The 24,148-nt window shown below is 67.3% G+C and carries 18 protein-coding genes and 1 pseudogene; 14 read left to right on the forward strand and 5 right to left on the reverse strand.

Annotation, left to right across the window (positions count from 1 at the left end; genetic code table 11):
• The first annotated feature begins 112 nt into the window (after window positions 1-112).
• Entirely contained in the window at window positions 113-1,387 is a 1,275-nt protein-coding gene (gene entS / locus BI347_RS21745) for an enterobactin transporter EntS (RefSeq protein WP_071117082.1), read from the forward strand.
• A gap of 255 nt (window positions 1,388-1,642) precedes the next feature.
• Here entS and fepB read toward each other — a convergent pair whose 3' ends face one another.
• On the reverse strand, window positions 1,643-2,647 hold the full coding sequence (gene fepB / locus BI347_RS21750; RefSeq protein ID WP_071113881.1) for a Fe2+-enterobactin ABC transporter substrate-binding protein: 1,005 nt from the start codon (window positions 2,645-2,647) through the stop codon (window positions 1,643-1,645).
• Between the two features lie 177 nt (window positions 2,648-2,824).
• On the opposite strand from fepB, the gene BI347_RS21755 reads away from it, so the two are divergent.
• The 5 genes from BI347_RS21755 to BI347_RS21775 all read left to right on the forward strand — a co-directional run bounded on the left by BI347_RS21755 (window position 2,825) and on the right by BI347_RS21775 (window position 10,461).
• Complete coding sequence (locus BI347_RS21755) at window positions 2,825-3,949, forward strand: efflux RND transporter periplasmic adaptor subunit (protein WP_071117083.1); 1,125 nt, start codon at window positions 2,825-2,827, stop codon at window positions 3,947-3,949.
• A 4-nt stretch (window positions 3,950-3,953) separates the two neighbouring features.
• Entirely contained in the window at window positions 3,954-7,082 is a 3,129-nt protein-coding gene (locus BI347_RS21760) for an efflux RND transporter permease subunit (RefSeq protein ID WP_071117084.1), read from the forward strand.
• On the forward strand, window positions 7,079-8,461 hold the full coding sequence (locus BI347_RS21765; RefSeq protein ID WP_071113878.1) for an efflux transporter outer membrane subunit: 1,383 nt from the start codon (window positions 7,079-7,081) through the stop codon (window positions 8,459-8,461). Before BI347_RS21760 ends, BI347_RS21765 begins: the two co-directional genes overlap by 4 nt.
• A 142-nt stretch (window positions 8,462-8,603) precedes the next feature.
• Window positions 8,604-9,536, forward strand: coding sequence for an esterase/lipase family protein (locus BI347_RS21770; protein WP_071113877.1), 933 nt, complete (start codon window positions 8,604-8,606; stop codon window positions 9,534-9,536).
• A gap of 1 nt (window position 9,537) precedes the next feature.
• Complete coding sequence (locus BI347_RS21775; RefSeq protein WP_071117085.1) at window positions 9,538-10,461, forward strand: lipase secretion chaperone; 924 nt, start codon at window positions 9,538-9,540, stop codon at window positions 10,459-10,461.
• Window positions 10,462-10,512: 51 nt separating this feature from the next.
• Here BI347_RS21775 and trpC read toward each other — a convergent pair whose 3' ends face one another.
• On the reverse strand, window positions 10,513-11,310 hold the full coding sequence (gene trpC, locus BI347_RS21780) for an indole-3-glycerol phosphate synthase TrpC (RefSeq protein WP_071113875.1): 798 nt from the start codon (window positions 11,308-11,310) through the stop codon (window positions 10,513-10,515).
• Window positions 11,311-11,449: 139 nt separating this feature from the next.
• Window positions 11,450-12,208 carry an SDR family oxidoreductase gene (locus BI347_RS21785; protein ID WP_071113874.1) on the reverse strand — a complete coding sequence of 253 codons (759 nt, stop codon included), beginning with the start codon at window positions 12,206-12,208 and terminating at the stop codon, window positions 11,450-11,452.
• A 133-nt stretch (window positions 12,209-12,341) separates the two neighbouring features.
• On the opposite strand from BI347_RS21785, the gene BI347_RS21790 reads away from it, so the two are divergent.
• The 4 genes from BI347_RS21790 (at window position 12,342) to BI347_RS21805 (ending at window position 17,874) form a co-directional block, all read left to right on the forward strand.
• A complete protein-coding gene (locus BI347_RS21790) occupies window positions 12,342-13,250 on the forward strand; it encodes a LysR family transcriptional regulator (RefSeq protein ID WP_071113873.1) in 909 nt (302 codons plus the stop codon).
• A 90-nt stretch (window positions 13,251-13,340) separates the two neighbouring features.
• Window positions 13,341-14,567 (forward strand): macrolide transporter subunit MacA, encoded by a 1,227-nt coding sequence (gene macA, locus BI347_RS21795; protein ID WP_083339116.1) that lies wholly within the window; start codon window positions 13,341-13,343, stop codon window positions 14,565-14,567.
• Window positions 14,564-16,501: a MacB family efflux pump subunit gene (locus BI347_RS21800; protein ID WP_071117086.1), complete on the forward strand. Its 1,938-nt coding sequence runs from the start codon at window positions 14,564-14,566 to the stop codon at window positions 16,499-16,501. The genes macA and BI347_RS21800 overlap by 4 nt, the downstream gene beginning before the upstream one ends.
• Before the next feature lie 5 nt (window positions 16,502-16,506).
• Entirely contained in the window at window positions 16,507-17,874 is a 1,368-nt protein-coding gene (locus tag BI347_RS21805) for an efflux transporter outer membrane subunit (RefSeq protein WP_071117087.1), read from the forward strand.
• Between the two features lie 8 nt (window positions 17,875-17,882).
• Here BI347_RS21805 and BI347_RS21810 read toward each other — a convergent pair whose 3' ends face one another.
• Both BI347_RS21810 and BI347_RS21815 read right to left on the reverse strand, forming a co-directional pair.
• The gene (locus BI347_RS21810; RefSeq protein ID WP_071113869.1) at window positions 17,883-18,377 is read right to left on the reverse strand and encodes a prolyl-tRNA synthetase associated domain-containing protein; all 495 of its coding nucleotides are present in this window, start codon (window positions 18,375-18,377) and stop codon (window positions 17,883-17,885) included.
• 55 nt (window positions 18,378-18,432) lie between these two features.
• On the reverse strand, window positions 18,433-19,008 hold the full coding sequence (locus tag BI347_RS21815) for a TetR/AcrR family transcriptional regulator (protein ID WP_071113868.1): 576 nt from the start codon (window positions 19,006-19,008) through the stop codon (window positions 18,433-18,435).
• Window positions 19,009-19,201: 193 nt separating this feature from the next.
• Between BI347_RS21815 and BI347_RS21820 the strand changes: the two are divergent.
• From BI347_RS21820 to BI347_RS21835, 4 genes and pseudogenes are all read left to right on the forward strand, one after another.
• A pseudogene (locus tag BI347_RS21820) lies at window positions 19,202-19,579 on the forward strand (DUF1348 family protein); the annotation flags it as partial.
• Window positions 19,580-19,731: 152 nt separating this feature from the next.
• The gene (locus BI347_RS21825) at window positions 19,732-21,192 is read left to right on the forward strand and encodes a TldD/PmbA family protein (protein ID WP_071113866.1); all 1,461 of its coding nucleotides are present in this window, start codon (window positions 19,732-19,734) and stop codon (window positions 21,190-21,192) included.
• A complete protein-coding gene (locus BI347_RS21830; protein ID WP_204378127.1) occupies window positions 21,189-22,508 on the forward strand; it encodes a metallopeptidase TldD-related protein in 1,320 nt (439 codons plus the stop codon). Before BI347_RS21825 ends, BI347_RS21830 begins: the two co-directional genes overlap by 4 nt.
• Window positions 22,509-22,669: 161 nt before the next feature.
• A complete protein-coding gene (locus tag BI347_RS21835) occupies window positions 22,670-24,124 on the forward strand; it encodes an aminoacyl-histidine dipeptidase (RefSeq protein WP_071117183.1) in 1,455 nt (484 codons plus the stop codon).
• Window positions 24,125-24,148 lie beyond the last annotated feature (24 nt).

The raw sequence follows: 24,148 nt of genomic DNA on the forward strand, positions 1-24,148 counted from the left end.
CGCCAATGTTACCATGCATATTCCATGAAGGGACACCCCGCCGTGGCATTATGCCGTCCGCGTTCCGCGTGCGATGGCCGCGCCGCGCCTCTCGAACCACTGTGTTGAAAACATGAAAAAATCGCCCATCCTAGTCGACTTCAGCCTGCTCAGGCTCAATCCGCATTTCCGTTCCATTTTCATCGCCCGCATGATCTCGGTGTTCGCCTTCGGCATCCTGATGGTGGCGGTGCCGGTGCAGATCCACCAGCTCACCGGCTCCACCCTGCAGGTGGGGGCGGCGATGGCGCTGGACGGCGTCGGCATGTTCGCCGGCCTGATGTGCGGCGGCGTGCTGGCCGACCGGATGGACCGCCGCCGCCTGATCCTGCTGGGGCGCGCTTCTTGCGGCCTGGGTTTCCTGGCGCTGGCGCTGAACGGCTTCATGACCAGCCCCTCGGTGCTGGCGCTGTACGTGGTGTCCACCTGGGACGGCTTCTTCAGCGGCATTGGCATCACCTCGCTGATGGCGTCCATCCCGGTCATCGTCGGCCGTGAGAACCTGCCGGCCGCCGGCGCGCTGAGCATGCTGACGGTGCGCTTCGGCGCGGTGCTGTCGCCGTTGTTGGGCGGGGTGATCATCACCGCCGCCGGCGTCAACTGGAACTATCTGCTGGCGGGGGTGGGCACGCTGGCCACGCTGATCCCGCTGACCCGATTGCCGTCGCTGAAGCCGCAGAACGTCGAGATTTCGCACCCGCTGCGCTCGCTGCTGGAGGGCTTCGAATTCCTGTGGCAGAACAAGGTGGTGGGCGCGGTGGTGGCGGTGGGCACGCTGCAGACGCTGCTGAGCGCGGTGCGCGTGCTGTATCCGTCGCTGGCTGAGGACGGCTACGGCGGCGGCGCCTTCGAAGTGGGCCTGATGTACTCGGCGGTGCCGCTGGGCGCGATGTTGGGGGCCTTCACCAGCGGCTGGGTGGGCGGCCTGCGCCGTCCCGGCGCGATGATGCTGGCCTGCGTCACCGCTTCGTCGCTGGCCATCGCGTCCTTGGGTGCCTTCACCCATCTGGCCTACGGCCTGGCAGCGCTGGTGGCGCTGGGCTATCTCGGCTCCATCGCCTCCTTGCTGCAGTTCACGCTGGTGCAGGGACAGACGCCCGACCATCTGCTGGGCCGCGTCAATAGCTTGTGGAACGCGCAGGATGTGGTGGGCGACAGCCTGGGCGCGCTGGGCCTGGGCGCGCTGGCGCGGGCGCTGGCGCCGTTGTTCGCGGTGGCCTGGTTCGGCGCCGGAGCGGCGGCGGCCGGGCTGATGATGTGCGTGGGCTTCGGCTCCTTGCGCCGGCTGGCCGGCGGGCACGGGCCGGAGGCCGAGGGCGAGCCGGCGCAGCAAGCGTCGGGGTCTTGAGTTTCCATGATGAAAAAAGCGGACCACGGTCCGCTTTTTTCATTGCTAGCGCAGGATGTCGACTTGACGCCGGCTTGCCATCTGCATCGTGTTGAATCCGCTGCGCGGATGGTGTCGGGCCTGCCTCCCGGCGCAGGTTTGAAGGGAGGCGGGGCGCATCGGAGGCGCGGTTTTCTTCGCGCCGGCCGGCGCGGCCCTGCCGGTGGCAAAAGACCGCAGGCCAGCTGTCGGCGTGGCGCGCGGCATCAGGCCGTTTTAGCCGAATTGCTTGCGCAGCCGTTCCAGCAGGTTGCGGGCGCTGTAGTAGTCGAGGCGGAAGGTGTCCAGGCCGGCTGCGTAGACCTGCTTGCCGCGCACCGCGGGATTGTCCGCCAGGAAGGGATTGGCCAGCACTTGCGCCACCTGGCCCTGGTCGGCGTTGAACAGCATGATGGATCGGCCGCGCAGGCCGGCGGCGAACTTCTCTCCGGACAGCTGGATGATGTCGTGGCGCAGGCCCATGCTGGTATTGCCCTTGACGCTGTCCGGCGCGGTGGCCAGCGTGAAGCCCAGCGACTGTAGCAGCTTGCCCTGCGCCGATTGCGGCGTCCACAGATTGGCACCGGAACCGTCTTCGTAATACACCAGCGCCGCGGTCGGCTGCGGCGGCAGCTTGATTCTGGCTTTGGCCGCGGCCGCCTCGGCATCGAAACCGGCGATGGCGGCGCGGGCGTCGGCCTCGCGGCCGGTGGCGTGGCCCAGCAGCGTGGCCAGTTCCTGCCAGCTCTTGTCGTCGTAATTGACCACCAGAGTCGGCGCCAATTGGCTCAGCTGCTCGTACAGCTTCAGCGCCGAGTCGCCGCCGGTGCCTGCCATCACGATCAGGTCCGGCTGGGCGGCGATGATAGCCTCGGCATTCGGCTCGCCCTGGTACAGCGGCGTCACGCCGCGCTGCTTGGCCACCTCGCTCCATTGAGTGAAGAAGCCCTGTTCGTCGGTGACCTTGGAATTGGCCGCGCTGGCGCCGCTGGCCACCACCGGGGCGTGGATGGCGAGCAGGGTGCCGGTCAGCGTCACGCTGGTGGAGACGATGCGTTGCGGCATGGCGTCCAGCGTCAGCTTGCCCTTGACGCTGTCCAGCGTGCGCGGCCAACCGCCGCGCGACGGCGCGCTTTCTTCTGGTTTGGCGCCGGAGTCGCAGGCGGCCAGGCATAGGGTAAGGCAGCTTGCCAGCGCCAGTCGCAGCGCGCGGCGGCGGTCGGCGGCGGGAGGGGTGCTCATGCGGAATCCTTGAAATAGTGGAATGGGTTGGTGCTGCATCGTTGCAAATGATAAGTATTATCATTAAGATTGTCGACCCAGACAGAGCACCGTCCGGCGGGCCGCGGCCTGCCGCGGCTCTGGATTCTCAACTCGAATGGGCTCGGCGTGCGGCGCTGCGGCCGGGTGCATTGCGCTATGCGAAAATGGATGATTGTGGCGATGACGGTCGGCGTGGCAGCTTGCCGTGGACCGGCGGAGGCTCCGGCGACTGACAAGCCGCCGGAGGTGGGCGTGGTGACGCTGGCCGCGCAGGACGTGACGCTGAAGGTCGAGCTGGCAGGCCGCACGGTCGCTTACCGCAGCGCCGAAGTGCGTCCGCAAGTGTCCGGCATCGTGCTGCAGCGCCACTTCGTCGAAGGCAGCCAGGTCAAGGCCGGCCAGTTGCTGTACCAGATCGATCCGGCCAGCTATCAGGCCGCGCTGCAGCAGGCCGAGGCGACGCTGGCTTCGGCGCGCGCCGCGCTGGCCAATCTGCGCAGCCGCGCCCAGCGCTACGCCGAGCTGGCCAAGATAGACGGCATCAGCCGCCAGGACGGCGAAGAGGCGGACGCGGAGTACCGCAAGGGTCTGGCCGCGGAGCGCGCCGGCACGGCGGCGGTGGCGGCGGCCAGGGTTGAATTGGCGCGTACCCGCGTACTGGCGCCGATTTCCGGCCGTATCGGCCGTTCCAGCGTCAGCGAAGGCGCGTTGGTGACGGCCGGGCAGAGCGCCGCGCTGGCCACCATCCAGCAGCTGGATCCGATCTATGTCGACGTCACGCAATCCAGCCAGGAGCTGCTGCGGCTGAAGCGCCGCCAGGCCGACGGCGAGCTGGCGCCGTCGGGCACGCGGGCGCTGCTGCGGCTGGAGGATGGAAGCCCATATGCTCAGGCAGGCCGGCTGCGCTTTGCCGAACTCAATGTCGACCGCCTGTCCGGCGCGGTGACGCTGCGCGCCGAATTCCCCAATCCGGACGGCCTGCTGCTGCCCGGCATGTATGTGCGCGTCGAGCTGGAGCAGGGCGTGCAGCGCAACGCGGTGCTGGCGCCGCAGCAGGGCGTCAGCCACGACGAGCAGGGCCGCGCCACCGCGCTGGTGCTGCTCGCCGATAAGCGGGTGGAGCAGCGCGTGCTCACCACCCAGGGCACCCAGGGCGCTTACTGGCTGGTCACCGCCGGCCTGGGCGCGGGCGACCGCCTGATCGTCGACGGCCTGCAGCGCGCCCGTCCGGGCGAGACTGCGACTCCGGTGGCGCTGCCCGCCAAGCAGGGAAGGGGCTAAGGCCATGCTCGCACGTTTCTTCATAGCCAGACCGGTGTTCGCCTGGGTGCTGGCCATCGTGGTAATGCTGGCCGGCCTCTTCGCGTTGCGCGTCTTGCCGGTGTCGCAGTATCCCGATATCGCCCCGCCCACGGTGATGGTCCGCGCCAGCTATCCGGGCGCCTCGGCCCAGGTGGTGGAAAACAGCGTGATCCAAGTGCTGGAGCAGGAATTGAAGGGTCTGGACCAACTGATGTATTTCAGCTCCACCAGCTCTTCGTCCGGCCAGGCCGAGATCATGCTCACCTTCCACCAGGGGGCCAATGCCGATACCGCCCAGGTGCAGGTGCAGAACAAGGTCAGCCAGATGCTGGCGCGGCTGCCGCAGCCGGTGCAGCAGAACGGCCTGTCGGTGGTCAAGCTGCAGGGCAATTTCCTGTTGATCGCCTCGTTCTTCGACGACAGCGGCCAGCGCAGCGACGCCGACATCGCCGACTGGCTGGCCAGCGCCGTGCAGGACCCGTTGAGCCGGGTGGACGGCGTCGGCTCGGTGCAGGCGTTCGGCGCGCCGCACGCGATGCGCATCTGGCTGGATCCGCACAAGCTCAACAGCTTCGGCCTGATGCCGTCCGACGTCGCCGCCGCGGTATCGCGGCAGAACATCGAGGTGTCGGTGGGCGAACTGGGCGCGCGGCCGTCGCCGCCCGGCCAGCAATTGAACGCCATGGTCACCGCCTGGTCGCGCCTGTCCACGCCGGAGCAGTTCCGCGCCATCGTGGTTAAGGCGCAGCCGGACGGCGGCGCAGTGCGGCTGGGCGACGTGGCCAGGGTGGAGCTGGGCAGCGAGGACTACAGCAGCAGCTCCCGCCTGAACGGCCATCCGGCTTCCGGCTTGGCGGTGATGCTGGCGCCGGGCGCCAACGCCCTGGCCACGGCCGAGGCGGTGAAGGCCCGAATCGCCCAGCTGGAACGCAATTTTCCGCCTGGCATCCGCGTGGCCTACCCGGAAGACACCACCCATTTCGTCCGGCTGTCCATCCAGTCGGTGACGCAGACCCTGTTGGAGGCGGTGGCACTGGTGGTGCTGGTGATGTATCTGTTCCTGCAGAACTGGCGCGCCACGCTGATTCCGGCGTTGACGGTGCCGGTGGTGTTGCTGGGCACTTTCGGCGTACTCGCCGCGGCGGGCTTCAGCGTCAATACCCTCACCCTGTTCGGCATGGTGCTCGCCATCGGCCTGTTGGTGGACGACGCCATCGTAGTGGTGGAAAACGTGGAGCGCGTGATGCGGGAGCAGGAGCTGGACGCGTGCGCGGCCACCATCCGCTCGATGGACGAGGTGGGCGGCGCCCTGATCGGCATCGGACTGGTGCTGGGCGCGGTGTTTCTGCCGATGGCCTTCTTCGGCGGTTCGGTCGGCGTCATCTACCGCCAGTTCTCGATCACCATCGTCGCCGCGATGGCGCTGTCGGTGCTGACGGCGCTGACGCTGACCCCGGCGCTGTGCGCGACCTTGCTGCGCGTGGAGGCGCCGGCCGCCAGCGGTCCGCTGGCGGCTTTCGAGCGAGGCTTCCAGCGTTTGCAGACGGCTTATGCCGGCCGCTGGCTGCCGGCCGGCTTGCGCCGCCCCTTGCGCGGCGCGCTGGTCTACCTGGCGCTGGCCGCCGCGCTGGCGGCGTTGTATCCGCGCCTTCCTTCCGCTTTCATTCCCGATGAGGACCAGGGCACGGTGATGGTGCAGTTCACGCTGCCGGCCGGCGCCACCCATGAGCGCACCGAGCAGGTGGCGCGCGCGGTGGAGCGGCATTTCCTGAACCAGGAAAAGGCCAACGTCGAATCGGTATACCTGATGTCCGGCTTCAGCTTCGGCGGCTCCGGCCAGAATGCCGGCATGGCCTTCGTCGCGCTGAAGGACTGGTCGCTGCGCAAGGGGGGCGAAAACAGCGCCCAGGCGATTGCCGACCGCGCCACCGCGGCGCTGGCGTCCGAACGCGACGCCGAGGTGTTTGGCATGGTGCTGCCGCCGATAGGCGGACTGGGCCAGACCAACGGCTTCGAATTCTGGCTGCAGGACGCCAGCGGCTTGGGGCGCGCCGGCCTGGCGACGGCGCGCGACGAGCTGTTGCGCGCCGCGCAAAGCGATCCGCGCCTGAGCGCGGTGCGCTCCGGCGCGTCCGACGACAAGCCGCAGTTGCGGCTGGACATCGACCAGATGAAAGCCGCCGCGCTGGGGCTGGACGCCGCCGACGTGGCTGCCACGCTGGGCACGGCCTGGGGCGGCAGCTACATCAATGATTTTGTCGACCGCGGCCGGGTGAAGAAGGTGATGGTGCAGGCCGACGCGCCTTATCGTTCGCGGCCGGAAGACCTGGGCTTGTGGTTCGTCCGCGGCGCGGACGGCGCCATGACGCCGTTTTCCGCTTTCGCCAGCGCCCGCTGGGAGAATGGACCGACGCAGCTGAGCCGCTACAACGGATTGCCGGCGCTGCCGCTGTCGGGCGCGGCGGCGGCCGGCGTCAGCTCCGGCGATGCGATGCGGACGATGGAGGCGCTGGCCGGCAAGTCGCCCGGCACGCAGTATGAATGGAGCGGCTTGTCCTATCAGGACAAGCTGTCCAGCGGCCAGACGCCGCTGCTGTACGCGGTGTCTATCCTGTTCGTATTCCTGTGCCTGGCGGCGCTGTATGAAAGCTGGCTGGTGCCGTGCGCGGCGATGACGGCGATCCCGCTGGGTGTGCTGGGCGCGGTGCTGGCGGTGATGGCGCGCGGGCTGGCCAACGACATCTATTTCCAGGTGGGCTTGCTCACCACCATGGGCCTGTCGGCCAAGAACGCCATCCTGATCATAGAGTTCGCCGAGGCGGCGCTGCGGCGCGGCGAAGGCGCGCTCGACGCGGCGCTGGCGGCGGCGCGCCAGCGTTTGCGGCCCATCCTGATGACTTCCCTGGCCTTCGGCGTCGGCGTCGCGCCGCTGGTCTGGGCCGACGGGCCGGGCGCCGGCAGCCAGAACGCCATCGGTGCCGCGGTGCTGGGCGGGGTGCTGTCCGCCACCCTTCTGACGCTGTTCTTCGTGCCGTTGGCCCACCTGTTGATCCGCGGCGCGGCGGGATGGCTGGGCCGGCGCGGCTGGCGGCTGGCGGGAGCCAGGCTATGAGGCGCGCGGCGGGAGGATTCTGCTGCGCGTTGGCGCTGAGCGCTTGCGGCACCTTGCAGCCGGTTTATCCGCTCCCGGTGGCGCCGGTGCCGGCAAACTGGCCGGCAGCGGCGGAAAACCGCGCGGAAGCGCAGGTCGGTTGGCAGCGGTTTTTTGTCGATCCGGGACTACGCGCGGCGATAACGCTGGCGCTGGCCAACAACCGCGATCTGCGCGCGGCGGCGGCCAATGCGCAGGCGGCGCGGGCGCAATACCGGATACAGGACGCGGCTCGTTTGCCAACCGTGCAATTGCAGGGCGGCTCCAGCCGCCAGCGCGTCTGGGGCGGAGACGCCGAGCTGGGCGCGGACAGCGTGAGCCACAGCCTGGGGCTCGGCGTCAGCGCCTTCGAGCTGGACCTGTTCGGCCGCGTGCGCAGCTTGAGCGACGCGCAATGGCAGCGTTACCTGGCCAGCGAGGCCGGCGCCCAGGCGGTGCGCGTCAGCCTGATCGCGGAAACCGCCAACGCCTATCTTGCCCTGGCGGCCGACCGCAGCCAGTTGGCCGCGTCGCGGGAGACGCTGGCCAGCGCCGAGCGTTCGTTGGGGCTGACGCGCGAGCGCTTGCGGCTGGGCGCGGCTTCCGGGTTGGAATTGAGGGCGATGGAGACGGTCTGCCTGCAGGCGCGGGCCGATGCGGCCCGTTACGCCGGGCAGGCGGCGCGCGGCGCGCAGGCCTTGCAACTGCTTGCAGGCGTGGAGTTGACGGAGGCGCAGTTGCCGCCGGCTTTGGCGGAGCGGAGCTATACCTTGGACAGCTTGCCATTGGATGCGCCGGCCAGCGCCTTGCTGCGCCGCCCCGACGTGCGCCAGGCCGAAAGCCTGCTGCGCGCCGCCAATGCCGACATCGGCGCGGCGCGCGCGGCCTTGCTGCCCAAGTTGGGGTTGAGCGCCAGCGTCGGCTGGAGCGATTTGACGCTGGGAGGGCTATTGGGCGCGCCGGCGCGCGCGCTCAGCCTGGCGCTGGATGTCGGCATGCCGCTGCTGGACGGCGGCGCGGCCGCGGCGGGGGTGGATCAGGCGCAGGCGTTGCGGCTGGCGGCCCAGGCCGGTTATGAAAAGGCGGTCCAGACCGGCTTTGGCGAAGTGGCCGAGGCGCTGCTCCTGCGCCAGGCGATATTGGATGAGAAGCTGGCCAGGCAGGCTTCCTTGGCCAGCGCCGAAGCCGCGCTGCGTTTGGCCGAGGGCCGTTACCGGCTGGGACTGGATGGCTATTTGAGCCTGCTGGAGGCGCAGCGCGCGACGCAGGCGACCCGCCAGCAATGGATAAGCGTGAGGTTGGAGGAGGCGAGCAATATGGTGGCGCAGTACCGGGCGCTGGGTGGAGGTGTGGACGGCTAGCGTTACTGGCAGAGTGGCCAGTTGTCCAGCTATCTTTTAGACAAACGTTTGAATTGTTGCTGGATTTTGCGTTTGTCATGCTCTATCCCGATATAGGCCGCCAGTTGGCGGCCTGAAATCATATGAATAATTGGGAGAGATAATGAAACACCTGTTGTCGCGCAGCGCATTCGTCCTCGCCTTGCTTCTGCTGCCGTTCGCATCTGCTTTGGCTTCCAGCGGCTATACCCAAACCCGTTACCCCATCGTGCTGGTGCACGGCATCTTCGGCTTTGGCCAGTTGCTGGGTGTCGATTACTTCTATCAAGTGCCGGCCGCGCTGAAGGCGGACGGCGCGCAAGTTTACGTAGCCGAGGTCTCGGCTACCGACAGCAATGAGGCCCGTGGCGAGCAACTGCTACAGCAGGTGCAGCAGATTCTGGCCATCACCGGCGCGCAGAAGGTTAATCTGATCGGCCATAGCCAGGGCGGGCCCACCGCGCGTTACGTAGCAGGGGTGCGGCCGGATCTGGTGGCTTCGGTCACCACCGTCGGCGGCGTCAACAAGGGTTCGTTGGTGGCGGATATCGTCCGTGGCGTGGCGCCTCCCGGAACGGTCACCGAAACCGTTGCCGCCGCCATAGCCGGCGCGCTGGCCAAGGTGATCTCCTTCTTCTCCGGCGCCAGCGATCTGCCGCAGCAGCCCATCGCCGCTTTGAATTCGCTGACCACCGCCGGTTCGCTGGCCTTCAATGCCAAGTTCCCCGCCGGCGTGCCCAAATCGGCCTGCGGCGAGGGCGACTACCAGGCCAACGGCGTGCAGTACTACTCGTGGACCGGCGCGGCCACCACCACCAATGTGCTGGACCCGCTGACCATCCCGATCGGCACGCTGGGCCTGGCTTTCGGCTCCACGCCGTCTGATGGCCTGGTGGCGGTGTGCTCGGCCCACCTGGGCCAGGTGATCCGCGACAACTACAAGATGAACCACGTCAACGAGATCAATCAGAGCTTTGGCCTGGTCAGCCTGTTCGAGGTCAGCCCGGTCTCGCTGTACCGCCAGCAGGCCAACCGCCTGAAAAACGCGGGCTTGTAAGATGCGCAAGGTCCGTCTGGTGCTGACATTGACGGGCGTCTGCGCCGGCCTGCTGGTTTGGCAGGCCTGGCCGCAGGCGCAGAAGCCCTTGCCTGCGGCGGCGCAGGCCGGCAGGGATGGCGGCTTCGCTGCGTCGCTGCGCGGCACTCTGCCGGACGGCGCGGTCAAGGCGGCTGCCAACGGCCAGCTGCAGGTCAACCAGGAGCTGCGGCGGCTGTTCGACTACTACCTGGCCACGCTGGGCGAGCGCGAGCTGCCGGCTATCCGCGCCGAATTGCGCGGCTATCTGCAGCGAACCTTGTCCGCCGCCGCGCTGAAGCAGGCGATGGATCTGTTCGACCGCTACGTCGCCTACCGCCAGTCTCTGGCGGGCATGACGGTGGCGGCCGGCAGCGATCTGGCGCAGCGGCTGGCGCGGGCGCAGGCGGCGCGGCTACAGTATTTCTCGCAAGCCGAGGTGGAGGGCTTGTTCGGTGACGAGGACCGCTACGACGCCTTCACCGCCAAACGGCTGGCGATTCTGGCCGATCCGGTCTTGAGCGCGGCGGAGAAACAGCGACGTATCGCTTTGCTGGAGCAGCAGCTGCCGCCGGCCTTGCGCGCGGCGCGCGAGGATCCGGTCAAACACCTGGCGCTGGCCGAGGCCGAGGCCGAATTGCGCAAGCGCGGCGGCAGCGAGCAGGAGCTGTACGCCTTGCGGGCCGGAATGGTGGGACAGGCGGCGGCCGACCGGCTGGCGTCGCTGGACCGGGAGCAGGCCGCCTGGCAGCAACGGGTAGCCGATTTCAACCGCGACGCGATGGCCATCCGGCAGAATGGCCAATTGAGCGAACCGCAGCGCCAGCAGGCGATAAGCCAGCTGCAGGCGCAGCGATTCAGCCAGCAGGAGGCGTTGCGCTTGGCGGCTTTTCTGCCGGCTAAGTAGGAGGCGGCAAGGACGGGAAAGAAGACGGGCGCCGTTGGGCGCCCGTTGGCTTTACTGCGGAGCGGCGAACAGGCGCTCGAGCGCCTCGCCGGGCTCGGCCTCGCGCATGAAGGCCTCGCCCACCAGGAAGCTGTGCACGCCGCTGCTGCGCATCAGGCGCACGTCGTCGACGCTGGCTATGCCGCTTTCGGTCACGGCGATGCGGCCGTTGTCGATGCGGGGCAGTAGTTTCAGCGTGGTGGCCAGGCTCACTTCGAAGCTGCGCAGATTGCGGTTGTTGACGCCTATCAGCTCGGTTTTCAGCTGCAGCGCGGCGTCCAGTTCCTCATCATTGTGCACTTCCACCAGTACCGCCATGCCCAACTCGTTGGCCAGGGCTTCGAACGCCCGCATCTGCGGCAGCTCCAGCGCGGCGGCGATCAGCAGGATGCAGTCGGCGCCCATGGCGCGGGCTTCGTAGATCTGGTACTCGTCGACGATGAAGTCCTTGCGCAGCACCGGCAGATGGCAGGCGGCGCGCGCGGCTTCCAGATAGCTGGCGTCGCCCTGGAAATACTGGCGGTCGGTCAGCACCGACAAGCAGGCGGCGCCATGCCGGGCGTAGCTGGCGGCGATGGCTGCCGGATCAAAATCGGCGCGGATCACGCCCTTGCTCGGACTGGCCTTCTTGATCTCGGCGATCACGGCGGCTTTGCCCAGCGCGTGCTTGGCGCGGATGGCCGCCACGAAATCGCGGCGATCGCCGCGGGTCTCGGCGTCGGCGCGCACGCTTTCCAGCGGGCGGCTGCCCAGCGCGGCGGCGATCTCCTGATGCTTGGTGGCGATGATGGTGTTGAGAATGTCGGACATGCTGGCTTCTGTAGTGACAACAACGAATCGGCCATCATGCAGAACATCCCCGTTTCTGGCAAGCCGCTGGAGATGACATTTGAATTAAAAAGCGGAGACCATCGGGCCGCCGCTGCCTTTTGGCGCTGCAGTTCGCAGCTCAGCGCGAGACGAAACCGCCGTTGATGAACAGAGTCTGGGCAGTGGTCCAGCGGTTTTCCGGCGAGACCAGGTGCTTCACCAGCGGCACCAGGTCGGCCACCTGGCCCAGCTCGCCGTTGATGCTGGCGCGTTTCAGGTAGGCCACCGTTTCCGAAGTTTCCACCGAGTAGAAGAAGGCGGTGTCCATCGGGCCGGGCGCCACCACGTTGACGGTAATGCCGCGGTGGCCGACCTCCTTGGCCAGCGCGCGGGTGAAGTCTTCCAGCGGGGCCTTGCTGCCGGCGTAGACGCCGTAGTAGCCGGTGGTGGCAGCCAGCAGCGAGGTGCCGACGCTGACAATGCGGCCGTTGTCGCGCAGGCGGCGACCGGCTTCCTGCAGGCAGAAGAACGCCGCCTTGGTGTTGAGGGCGAAAATGGCGTCGAACTCTTCTTCGCTGACTTCGGTCACCGGCTTCTTCACCATCATGCCGGCGGTGTTGATCAGGATGTCCAGATGGCCGAAGCGCTGTTCCACCGTGTCGAACAGGCGGCGCACTTCCGTCACCTTGGTGACGTCGGCTTGCACGGCGAAGGCCTGGCCGCCGGCGGCGTTGATGCCTGCGGCGATCTGTTCTGCGTCGGCGCGGGAGCTGTCGCTGTTGTAGTGGATGGCGACTGCGGCGCCGTCGGCGGCCAGCGCCTCGGCGAAGGCGCGGCCCATATTGCGCGATGCGCCGACTACCAGCGCGGCTTGTCCTGCAAAGTTGGTTTGGCTCATTTCATTTCTCCGTTTGCGGTGCCGCAGGTGGCGGCGGGCTGTTGACGCTTTGCAGTGTATTGTTTGGATATGTTCTAATAAATAGGTTTGAATTGGTTACACTATCCATAAAACCTAACCAATTGGAGCGGCCATGGACCGGATTCAGGCAATGCGGGTATTCGCCAGCGTGGTGGACGCCGGCGGCTTCACCCGGGCGGCGCAGCAGCTGCAGCTGCCGCGCGCCACGGTATCCAGCGCGGTGCAGCAGCTGGAAGCGCAGTTGGGGGTGCGGTTATTGCACCGAACCACGCGCCGGGTGCAGCTGACGCTGGACGGCAGCGGCTTTTACGAGCGCTGCCAGCAACTGCTGGCCGATTTCGATGAGATCGAGGCGCTGTTCAGCCAGCAAGGCGCCAGTCCGCGCGGCCGCCTGCGCATAGACGTGCCCGGGCCGATAGGCAGGCAGGTGCTGGCGCCGGCCTTGCCGGATTTTTTCCGCCAGTACCCGGATATCGAGCTGGAACTGGGCGTCACCGACCGGCCGGTGGACTTGATCCAGGAGGGAGTGGACTGCGTGATCCGGGTGGGGCAGTTGAGCGAATCGCGGCTGGTGGCGCGCCGCATCGGCATGATGCGGCAGGGCAATTACGCCAGCCCTGACTATCTGGCGCGCCAGGGCGTGCCCGCGACGCCGCAGGATCTGGCCGGGCACCAGGTGGTGAACTACGCTTCGCCGGCCAGCGGCAAGGTGTTCGGCTGGGAATACCAGCTGGATGGCGAGCGGCGTGAGCTGGCGCTGCAGGGCAGGATCAGCATCAACCAGGTGGAGACCTATCTCGCCTGCGCGCTGGCCGGCTTGGGGCTGATCCAGCTGCCGCGCTACGACGCTGAGCCGCATGTGGCGGCCGGGCGGCTGGCGGAGGTGCTGGCCGATTGGCCGCCGCCGGCTATGCCGGTGTCGGTGCTGTACCCGCACCGCCGCCACTTGTCGCGACGGGTGCAGGTGTTTGTCGAGTGGGCGTCGGCGTTGTTGCGCGAGCGGCTGGGGCTGCTGGACTGAGGGCTGGGCAGGCCTCGGTTCTAGAGTTTTGGAACTAATTTGGACTGATGTTGCCAAAATAGGTTTGCTTTTCATGATTGATTGTCGCAGATGAGGTTTTTGAAGCGCTTGCTTGGCATGATGTTGCGGTTTGTCGGTTTGCCCGCGCGTGGGTGGGCCAGGTTGCGGGAATGGGGCTTCGGCCGGCGGCCGCTGCGCAACGCGGTTTTGCTGGCCGCGGTTCTGGCGCTGGCGGCTGGGGGCCTGCGCTACTGGCTGGCGGAGCCGCCGCCGCCGCAGGTTTTGACCGCCGCCGTGGAGCGCGGCGAACTGGAGGATGTGGTGCTGGCCAGCGGCGTGGTGCAGCCGCTGCGGCAGGTGGACGTCGGCGCGCAGGCTTCCGGCCAGTTGAAGACGCTGAAGGTGGAGGCCGGCGACAAGGTCAAGCAGGGCGAACTGCTGGCCGAGATCGACCCCGAGGACAGCCTGAACGATCTGAAGGCCAGCGAGGCGGCGCTGGACGCCCGCATCGCGCAGCGGCGCGCCAAGCAGGCGGCGCTGCAGCAGGCGGAGCAGGAGGCGGCGCGGCAGCGGCGCATGCGGCATGAGGGTTCCACTTCAGACAAGGAGCTGCTGGCGGCCGAAACCGCTTTTCTGACGCAGCAGGCCGGCCTGGACGAACTGCAGGCGCAGATCCGGCAGGAGAGGTCGCAGTTGGACAGCAAGCGCACCAAGTTGAGCTACAACCGCATCCTGGCGCCGATGGACGGCGAGGTGGTGGAAATTGTCACCCAGCAGGGGCAGACGGTGATCGCCATGCAGCAGGCGCCGGTCATCCTCAAGTTGGCCGACCTCAGCCAGGTGACGGTCAGGGCCCAGGTGGCCGAGGCCGACGTGATCCGCATCAAGGCCGGGCTGCCGGTGTACTTCACCGTGCTGGGCGCGCCCGACCAGCGCTTCCGCAGCCAGCTGCGCACGATTCTGCCGACGCCGGAAAAGATCAACAACGCGGTGTTCTACAAGGCGCTGTTCGATGTGCCCAACGCCGACGGCAAGCTGCGGGTGGACATGACGGCCGAGGTCAGTATCCTGCTGGCCAGGGTGGCGCAGGCGCTGAGCATTCCGCTGTCGGCGTTGGGCGAAGCCGGCAAGGACGGCCGCTACCCGGTCAAGGTGCAGGGCAAGGATGGCCGGTTGCAGGAGCGCCGGGTCCGGGTGGGATTGAAGACCGCCACCCGCGCGCAGGTGCTGGACGGCTTGCAGGCCGGCGAGAAGGTGGTGACCGGGGAGAGCGCCGACAAGCCCGAAGAGGGCGGCGCGGTGGTGGTGAGCGCATGAGCGCGGCCGCCCTTGAGCTTTGCGGCGTCTGGCGGCGCTTTCCGTCCGGCGGCGAGGAAGTGGCGGTGCTGAAGGACGTGTCGCTGCGGATAGAGGCCGGCGAGATGGTGGCCGTCGTCGGCGCTTCCGGTTCCGGCAAGTCCACGCTGATGAACATTCTGGGCTGCCTGGACCAGCCTTCGTCCGGCCGCTACCGGGTGGCCGGGCGCGAGGCGGGCGAGCTTGACGGCGACCAGCTGGCCGAATTGCGGCGCGAACACTTCGGCTTCATCTTCCAGCGCTATCATCTGCTGCCGCATTTGTCCGCGATCGACAATGTGGCGATGCCGGCCGTCTACGCCGGCCTGCCGTTGTCGCAGCGGCGCGAGCGGGCGCGGCAGCTGCTGGCGCGGCTGGGCCTGGCCGGCAAGGAGGATTACCGTCCCGGCCAGTTGTCGGGCGGGCAGCAGCAACGGGTATCCATCGCCCGCGCGCTGATGAACGGCGGCGGCATCATCCTGGCCGACGAGCCCACCGGGGCGCTGGACAGCCACAGCGGCGAGGAGGTGATGCGCATCCTGAAGGAGCTGCACGCCGCCGGCCATACCGTGATCATCGTCACCCACGACCCCGCCATCGCCGCCCAGACCGGGCGGGTGATAGAAATCCGAGACGGCGAAATCCTGCGCGACAGCGGCGGCGCGGCGCGCGTTCCGGCCGGAGCCGTCGAGCAGCCGCAGATGGCCGGCGGCGGCCCGGCGCTGCGCGAGCGGATGCGGGAAGCGTTCAAGATGGCGCTGCTGGCCATGCTGTCCAACCGCCTGCGCACGGTCCTGACCATGCTGGGCATCATCATCGGCATCACTTCGGTGGTGTCCATCATCGCCATCGGCGAAGGCGCGCGCGACTACGTGCTGAACGACATCCGCGCCATGGGCACCAACACCATCACCGTGTTCAGGGGCAAGGACTGGGGCGACGACAAGGCCGCCGGCATCCGCACCTTTCTGCCCGGCGACCTGAAGGCGCTGGCGGAAGAGGGCTATGTCGACAGCGTGACGCCGGAAACCTCCAATCCGCAGCGCATCCGTTACCGCAGCGTGGACGTCAACGCCTCGGTCAGCGGCGTCGGAGGCGATTTCTTCCGGGTGCAGGGCATGAAGATGGCCGAGGGCCAGGGCTTCAGCCGGGACGACATCCGCCTGCAGCGCCAAGTGGTGCTGATCGACAAGAATTCGCGGCGCAAGCTGTTCGCCGATGGCGAGGCGATAGGCAAGGTGATCCTGGTGGGCAGCGTGCCTGCCACCGTGGTGGGCGTGGTGGCGCAGCGCGACCGTGGTTTCGGCGGCAATGCTCTGCAGATGTGGATGCCGTACTCCACCGCGGCCAGCCGCCTGTTCGGCCAGCCGTATTTCGACCGCTTCGTGATCCGGGTGAAGGAAGGCCAGCCGACGGCGCTGGCGGAGAAGGCGATCACCCGGCTCTTGACCCAGCGCCACGGCGGCAAGGACTTCTTCACCCACAATATGGAGGAAGTGCTGAAAACGGTGGAAAGCACCAGCCGCATGCTGGCGCTGCTGCTGACGCTGATCGCGGTGATTTCGCTGGTGGTGGGCGGCATCGGAGTGATGAACATCATGCTGGTGTCGGTGACCGAGCGCACCCGCGAGATCGGCATCCGCATGGCGGTGGGCGCGCGCCAGGGCGACGTGCTGCAGCAGTTTCTCACCGAGGCGGTGCTGGTGTGCCTGGTGGGGGGCGCCATCGGGGTGCTGCTGTCCTACGGCATCAGTTTCGTGTTCGCGCTCCTGGTGAGCAAATGGAAGATGTCGCTGTCCTTGACGGCGATCGCGTTGGCGGTGGCCTGCTCGTCCTTGATCGGCGTGCTGTTCGGCTACCTTCCGGCGCGTAGCGCCGCGCGTCTCAATCCGATAGACGCGCTGGCCAGGGAGTGAGAAAGATGGACAAGAACCCGATATGGCGGCTTCTGCCGCTGCTGGCCTTGCTGGCCTTGCTGGCCTTGCTGGCCGGCTGCCAGGCCACGCCCTACCAGCGCCAGCCCTTGCAGACGCCTGCGCATTGGGCGCAATCGGCTGCAGCCGGTCAGGACATGGACCGCGACGCCTGGTGGGGCGGCTTCGCCGACCCGGCGCTGTCGCAGGTGCTGTCGCAGGCGCGCGGCCGCAATCCCGATCTGGAGATCGCGCTGCTGAAACTGCGCAAGGCGCGGATAGAGGCCGGCCTGGCCGACAGCGACGCGCGTCCGACGCTGAGCGGCTCGCTGTCGGGCGACCGCAGCCGGACGCTGGACGGCGGCGGCTGGTCGAACAGCCATAACGCCGGGCTGAAAGTGGATTACGAAGTGGATTTGTGGGGGCGGTTGGACGCGGCGCAGCGATCGGCGGGCCAGGCCTTCGTCGCCAGCGAGTATGACCGCGTCAGCGCCGGCCTGCTGTCCGACAGCACCGCCGCCAGCCTGTACTGGGACATCGCCGCTCTGAAATCCAGACTGGCGCTGAGCGAAGCGGCGCTGGCCGACGCCGTCCGGATGCAGGCGCTGGCGCGCTCTAAATGGCGCGCCGGCGCGCTGGCGGAGCAGGATGCGACGCAGGCGGACAACGCGGTGCTGGAGTTGCGCGCGGCATTGCTCAGCCAGCGGGAGCAGCTGCGCAAGAAGGAAAACGCACTGGCGCTGCTGCTGGACGCGCCGCCCGGCGCGCCGCTGTCGGAGATAGCCGCCTTGCCGGCAGCGCCGGCCATGCCCGGCATCGCCGCCGGCCTGCCCGGCGAGCTGCTGCAACGCCGTCCCGACCTGCAGGCTGCCGAGGCGCGGTTGCGCGGCAAGCTGGCCGACGCGGACCAACGGCGCGCCGACTTTTTCCCGCGCTTCAGCCTGAACGGCGGCCTGAGCCGCAGCGGCGCCGCGCCGGGCGGGCAACTGGGCCTGGGCGCCGCGCTGTCGCTGCCTTTCCTCAACTGGCGGCAACTGGATTTGAAGCTGAAATCCAGCGAGGCGGATTACGAACTGGCCGCCGTAGAATTCCGCAAGACGCTGTACGGCGCCTACCGCGAGGTGGAGGAGGGTTTGGCGGCGCGGCGGCGGCTGGCGGATAGCGCCAGCCTGCAGCGCGACGCGCTGGCGCTGTGCGCCCGCAATGAGGCGCTGGCAGAAAGCCGCTACCGCGCCGGCGAAACCGACATGCAGTCATGGCTGGAGGCCGCGCGCGGCAGGCGGCTGGCCGAGGAGAAGCTGCTGGAGCTCAATCTGGATCAGCTGAAGACGCTGGCCGAGCTTTACAAGGCGCTGGGGGGCGCGCCGGCGGCCTGAAACCGGCGCTAGCCGCGCCGCGGCACCGCCATCACGCGCGGCTGGTGGCCGGTGTGCCGCAGCAGCCGTTGCAGCTCCGCCACCGGCACGCTCAGCGTGGCGGTGTTGACCAGCGGATGGCACAGGATGGCGTCCGCCGCCCACAGCTCCGCGTCCACCACCACTTCCACCCGATGCCCGCTATCGTTGACCGCCGCCAGCAGCGTCACCGATCCGGGCTCCAGTCCCAGATAGTTCTTCAAACGCTCCGGCGAGGCGAAGCGCAGGCCCTTGGCCTCCAGAGCGTCTCCCAGCGCCTTGATGTCCACGCCGGCAGCCGCAGGCACCGCCACCAGGAAGTGCTGGCGGCCCTTGGCGTCGCACAGGAACAGGTTCTTGCATTCGGCGCCGGGCAGGTCAGGGATCAGCCGCGCGGCCTCCTCGCAGGTGTAGACCGGCGGGTGCTCGAAGCGCTGATAGCGGATTTGCTGCTGCTCCAGCAGGCGGTACAGGGCTTGTTCCATGCGGCGGGCTCCAGGTTGGTTCCGGATCAAAACTAACATGGCGGCCGCTTGGCCGTCATCCCTGCGCAGGCGCCGGCAAAAGCCGGATCAGCAACCCCAGGCTGGCCAGCGCCGGCTGCGCGCCGTTTTCCATCTGCGCGCGCACGATGGCGCCGTCCGCCGCCATGGCCAGCAGGCTGGCGCGTTCTTCCTTTTCCGCCGTGTCCGGCAGCAGACCGGCTATCGCTTCCCGCAGCGCCTGCTTGTGGCGGCGGGCGATCTCCATGGTCTCCGCGGAAACCGGTCCCAGCTCGCTCACGCCGTTGATGAAGGCGCAGCCGCGGAACTGCTCGTTTTCAAGCCATTCCCGCAGCGCCGGAACCAGCGCGCCGATGCCGCCGCCGTGGCGCGACAGCGCGTCGCCAAACCATTGCAGCCACAAAGCGTGGCGGTATTCCAGATAGGCGTGGATCAATTCGTTCTTGCTGGGGAAGTGGCGGTAGAAGGTGACCTTGGTCACGCCGGACTCGGCGATGATCCGGTCTATGCCGGTGGCGCGTATGCCTTCGAGGTAGAATAGCCTATGCGCGGTGAGCAGGATGCGTTCGCGCGCAGCTTGTTCCTTGAGGATTGGGGTGGGGGTCAGCATCATCAAGTTATTGTAGACAGGGTTGTCTACTTGGGTCTAGACTGATTTGCATGTAGACAGATTTGTCTACTTGATTTGAATCGCAAACACTGCAAAGAGACATCCCATGGAAAACCGTCCGCCGCTGCCGCCGTTCAACCGCGAAAGCGCAATCGAGAAAGTCCGCCTGGCCGAAGACGGTTGAAACAGCCGCGACCCCGCCCGCGTGGCGCTGGCCTACAGCCCGGACACCCGCTTGCGCAACCGGGTGGACTTCCCCGCCGGCCGCGCCGAGGCGCAGGCGCTGCTGGAGCGCAAGTGGAAGCGCGAGCTGGATTACCGGCTGATCAAGGAGCTGTGGGCGTTTGACGGCAACCGCATCGCGGTGCGCTTCGCCTACGAATGGCACGACGACGCCGGCCAGTGGTACCGCAGCTATGGCAACGAGAATTGGGAGTTCGGCGCCGACGGTCTGATGACGGATCGCCACGCCAGCATCAACGACATGCCTATCCAGCCGGGCGAGCGCAAGTTCTTCTGGCCGCTGGGGCGGCGTCCGGACCAGCATCCGGGGCTGAGCGAACTGGGCTTGTAGCGCGTTTCCGGCCAGCGAAGCGCCGGCCCGCGCGGGTCGGCGTGATTCCGGTTTGATGAAATTAGGATGGACAGAGAGGCGTATGACTGATTAGCATCAATGTCATTGACATTGCATCGCGCGGCTGCGGCCGCCATTGGATGGAGCCTCCCATGCTTGAAACTATCCGGCAGCGCTTTCAGGCGCTGCGGCCTCAGGTGGACTTCTGCTCGCTGCGCTATGTTGAGGCGGACAGCGAGCGCCTGCAGGTGCGCCAGGGCAGGCAGCTGCCGCTGAGCCTCAGCCGCGACCGCGGCGCGATGATTACGGTGATGGACCAGGGCGGCTACGGCTATGCCGCCACCGCCGACCTCAGCGAGTCCGGCCTGCGCGCCGCGATTGAGCGGGCGCGTGACTGGGCCCGCGCCACCGCCGCCTGCGGCGTGTTCGACTACCGCAAGATGGAGATGCCCAGCCCCAAGGGCAGCTATCTGGGCCCGGGCTGCGAAGGCGGGATGAAGTGGCAGCGCGCCGCGATGCTGGACCTGTTGCTGAGCGAGTCCGCCGCCGCCAAGGGCGACGACGCGCGCATCGTGGACTGGTCGGCCGGCCTGGTTCGGCAAGACATCCGCCAGCTGTACCTGACCTCGCACGGCGGCGAGGTGGAACAGCGCTTTCGCACCCTGACGCCATCGCTGGCGGTGACGGCGTTTGCCGACGGACTGGTGCAGACGCGCAGCCTGGGCGGCCAGTACGGCGGCCTGGGACGGCAGGGCGGAGAGGAGTTGATTGCCGAGGCCGGCCTCCATGGCGCGGGAAGGCGCATCGCCGACGAGGCCTTGCAGTTGCTGCACGCGCCCAACTGCCCCTGCGGCAAGATGGATCTGTTGCTGATGCCGGAGCAGATGATGCTGCAGATTCACGAAAGTATAGGCCATCCGCTGGAGCTGGACCGCATCCTGGGCGATGAGCGCAACTACGCCGGCACCAGTTTCGTCACGCTGGACATGTTCGGCCATTACCAATACGGCTCCAGCCTGCTCAATGTCACGTTCGATCCGTTGCGGCGCAATGAATTGGCCAGCTATGGCTGGGATGACGACGGCAAGGCCGCCGACAAGGTATGGCTGATCCGCAGCGGTCGGCTGGAGCGGCCGCTGGGCGGCGACATCTCGTCCGCCCGCGCGGGCCTGCGGGGTTTCGCTCTGGATGGCGTGGCCAACAGCCGCGCCTGCAACTGGAACCGTCCGGCGATAGACCGCATGGCCAATCTCAACGTCGAGCCAGGCGACCGGAGCCTGGAGCAGCTGATAGCCGGCGTCGAGCGCGGCGTGCTGATGCAGACCAACGTCAGCTGGTCCATCGACGATTCGCGCAACAAGTTCCAGTTCGGCTGCGAGTGGGGCCGCTTGATAGAGGACGGCGAACTGAAAGGCGTGGTGCGCAACCCCAATTACCGCGGCATCTCCGCCAATTTCTGGCGCTCCTTGAAGGCGGTGGGCGACGAGTCGACGCTGTCGGTGCTGGGCACGCCGTATTGCGGCAAGGGCGAACCCAATCAGGTGGTGAGGGTGGGCCATGCTTCGCCGGCCTGCGTGTTCGGCGAGGTGGATGTGTTCGGAGGGGCGGCATGATGCAGGGGCATTTCAAGAATCTGGCGGCGGAGCTGGCGCGGCAGTTGCATGGCGAGGAAGGCTTTACCTTGTGGCTGGAAGCCGAGTGCAGCGATTTTGTCCGTTTCAACCATGGCCAGGTGCGCCAGGCCGGCGCGGTGAAGCAGGCATACCTGGAGGTGCGGCTGGTGCGCGGCCAGCGCCAGGTCGTGCAGCAATTGTCGTTTTCCGGCGGCGAGGAGGACCTGGCCTTGTTACTGGACAGCCTTCCGGCCCTGCGTGCGGCGCTGGATGACGTGGCGGACGATCCTTTCCTGTTGCTGAACGACAGTCCGCAAAACAGCGAGCGCGTCGCCGCAGCCGGCTTGCCGTCCAGCGCGGCGATGGCGGCAGACATCCTGGCGGCGGCGCAAGGGCATGATTTGGTGGGCATCCTGGCCGCCGGCGACATGAGCTTCGGCTTCGCCAACCACCTGGGCCAGCTCAACTGGCAGCAGGGCGGTAGCTGGAGTTTCGACTGGAGCCTGTATTCGCACGGCGATAAGGCGGTGAAGCGCAGTCTGGCCGGCAGCGAATGGGATGCCGGCCAGCTGCGCCGGATCATCGCCGAAGCAGCCGATCAGCTGGAGCTGTTGAAGCTGCCGCCCAAGGCGTTGCAGCCGGGCAGCTACCGCGCCTATTTCACGCCGTCGGCGCTGGGCAGCCTGCTATCCATGCTCAACTGGGGCGGCTTGTCGGAAAAGGAAGTGCGCTCCAAGCGCAGCTCGCTGCTGAAGCTGGTGGACGGCGAGGCCAGGCTGTCGCCGCTGCTGACGCTGGTTGAGGCCGGCGCCGATGGTTTGGCGCCGCAGTTCCAGAGCGAGGGCTTCATCAAGCCGGATGCCGTGGAATTGATTGTCGGCGGCAAGCACCGCAACAGCCTGATTAGCCCGCGCAGTTCGCGCGAGTTTGGCCTGGTGCCGAATGCCGGCACGCACGAGGCGGCCGAGTCTTTGCAGATGGCGGCGGGAGAGTTGCCGCAGGCCCAGGCGCTGGAGGCGCTGGGCACCGGAGTGTACTTGTCCAATCTGTGGTATCTGAACTTTTCCGACCGTTCCGCCTGCCGTATCACCGGCATGACCCGTTTCGCCTGTTTTTGGGTGGAGGGCGGCGAGATCGTCGCGCCGCTGGGCGTGATGCGCTTCGACGACAGCCTGTTCAACCTGCTGGGCGATCAGTTGGAGGCGCTGACGCAGGAGCGCGAGTTGTTGGTGGACGCCGGCAGCTACGGCGGCCGCGCCACCGGCAGCCGGCATTTGCCCGGCGCCTTGGTGAAGTCGCTGCATTTCAGCCTGTAATCCGCAGTTTTGTCGCGGCGGCGCCATGTCAACCGGCATGACGTTGCCGCGGCGCCGTGATAAAGTAAAAGCCTAATTCAAACTTTCGCCGCCGTGGTGAAACGTTGTACCGGCCGGCCGCGATCTGCGCCGCCGGCCATACCGAAATCAAGGAATGCGTTGTGACCGATATCGCCCAACTCGAACCCAAAGCCGTCTGGGAACACTTCCAAACCCTGTGCGACATCCCGCGCCCGTCCAAGCACGAAGAGCAGGTGCGCGACTACATGAAAGGCTGGGCGGAGCTGCGTGGCCTGGAAACCGTTGTCGACCAAGTGGGCAACCTGATCATCCGCAAGCCGGCCACCCCCGGCTATGAAGACCGCGCCGGGGTGGTGCTGCAAGGCCACCTGGACATGGTGTGCCAGGCCAACAGCGGCACCGAGCACGACTTCTTCAAAGACCCGATCCGTCCGGTGCTGAAAGACGGCTGGCTGATCGCCGAAAACACCACGCTGGGCGCCGACAACGGCATAGGCGTGGCGCTGGGCATGGCGGTGCTGTCCGGCGACGACGTCGCCCATGGTCCGGTGGAAGTGCTGCTGACGCTGGACGAAGAGGCCGGCATGGGCGGCGCGCTGGGACTGGAAAGCGGCCTCTTGCAAGGCCAGTACCTGATTAATATCGATACCGAGGAATGGGGCGAGTTCTATATGGGTTGCGCCGGCGGAGTGGACGTGAATGTCACCCGCGCGTATGCCAGCGAAGCGCTTCCCGCCGGCTACCAAGTGGCCAGCCTGACCATCAAGGGTCTGCAAGGCGGCCACTCCGGCGCCGACATCCATTTGGGCCGTGGCAACGCCAACAAAATCCTGATCCGCTTGATCCGCGAGCTGGAAGCGGAAACCGAGCTGCGTCTGTCCACGCTGAAGGGCGGCACCGCCCGCAACGCGCTGTCTCGCGAGGCCTTCGCCGTAGTGGCCTACCCGGCCGCCGACGCCGCCAAGGTGGCGGCAAAGCTCGATGCGTTCCAGGGCCTGATGCGCTTTGAGCTGGCCGGCGTGGACGAGGGCGTGGTGGTGCTGTCCGAAGCCGCCGCCGCGGACAGCGTGCTTTCCCGCGCCGACCAGACCGCCATCCTGGCTGCGCTGCACGCCGCGCCGCACGGCGTCAAGCGGATGAGCCAGCGCGTGGCCGGCGTGGTGGAAACCTCCAACAACTTGGGCGTGGTGAGCATTGTCGACGGCAAGCTGTTCGCCAACCTGATGGTGCGCTCCCTGCTGGATTCCGGCACCTGGATGCTGGCGCGCGAGATCGAAAGCCTGTTCAAACTGGCGGCCTTCACCGTGGAAATGGAAGGCGGCTATCCGGGCTGGGCGCCGAATCCGCAGTCCAGCCTGCTGGCGCTGTTCAAGGATGTGTACCGCAAGGAGTTCGGCGGCGAGGCGGAGGTGCAGGTAATTCACGCCGGCCTCGAGTGCGGCATCCTGGGTTCCAAGTACCCGCAACTGGACATGGTGTCCTTCGGTCCGAACATCCGCGGCGCGCATGCGCCGGGCGAACGGGTGGAAGTGGAATCGGTGGGCAAGGCCTGGCAGCTGTTGCAAGCGGTGTTGAAAGCCATTCCGGCGCGTTGATCTTTTATAGCGTCAGATAAAAAC

Origin of the sequence: Chromobacterium sphagni (genome assembly GCF_001855575.1) — a bacterium.
Taxonomy (GTDB): Bacteria; Pseudomonadota; Gammaproteobacteria; order Burkholderiales; family Chromobacteriaceae; genus Chromobacterium; species Chromobacterium sphagni.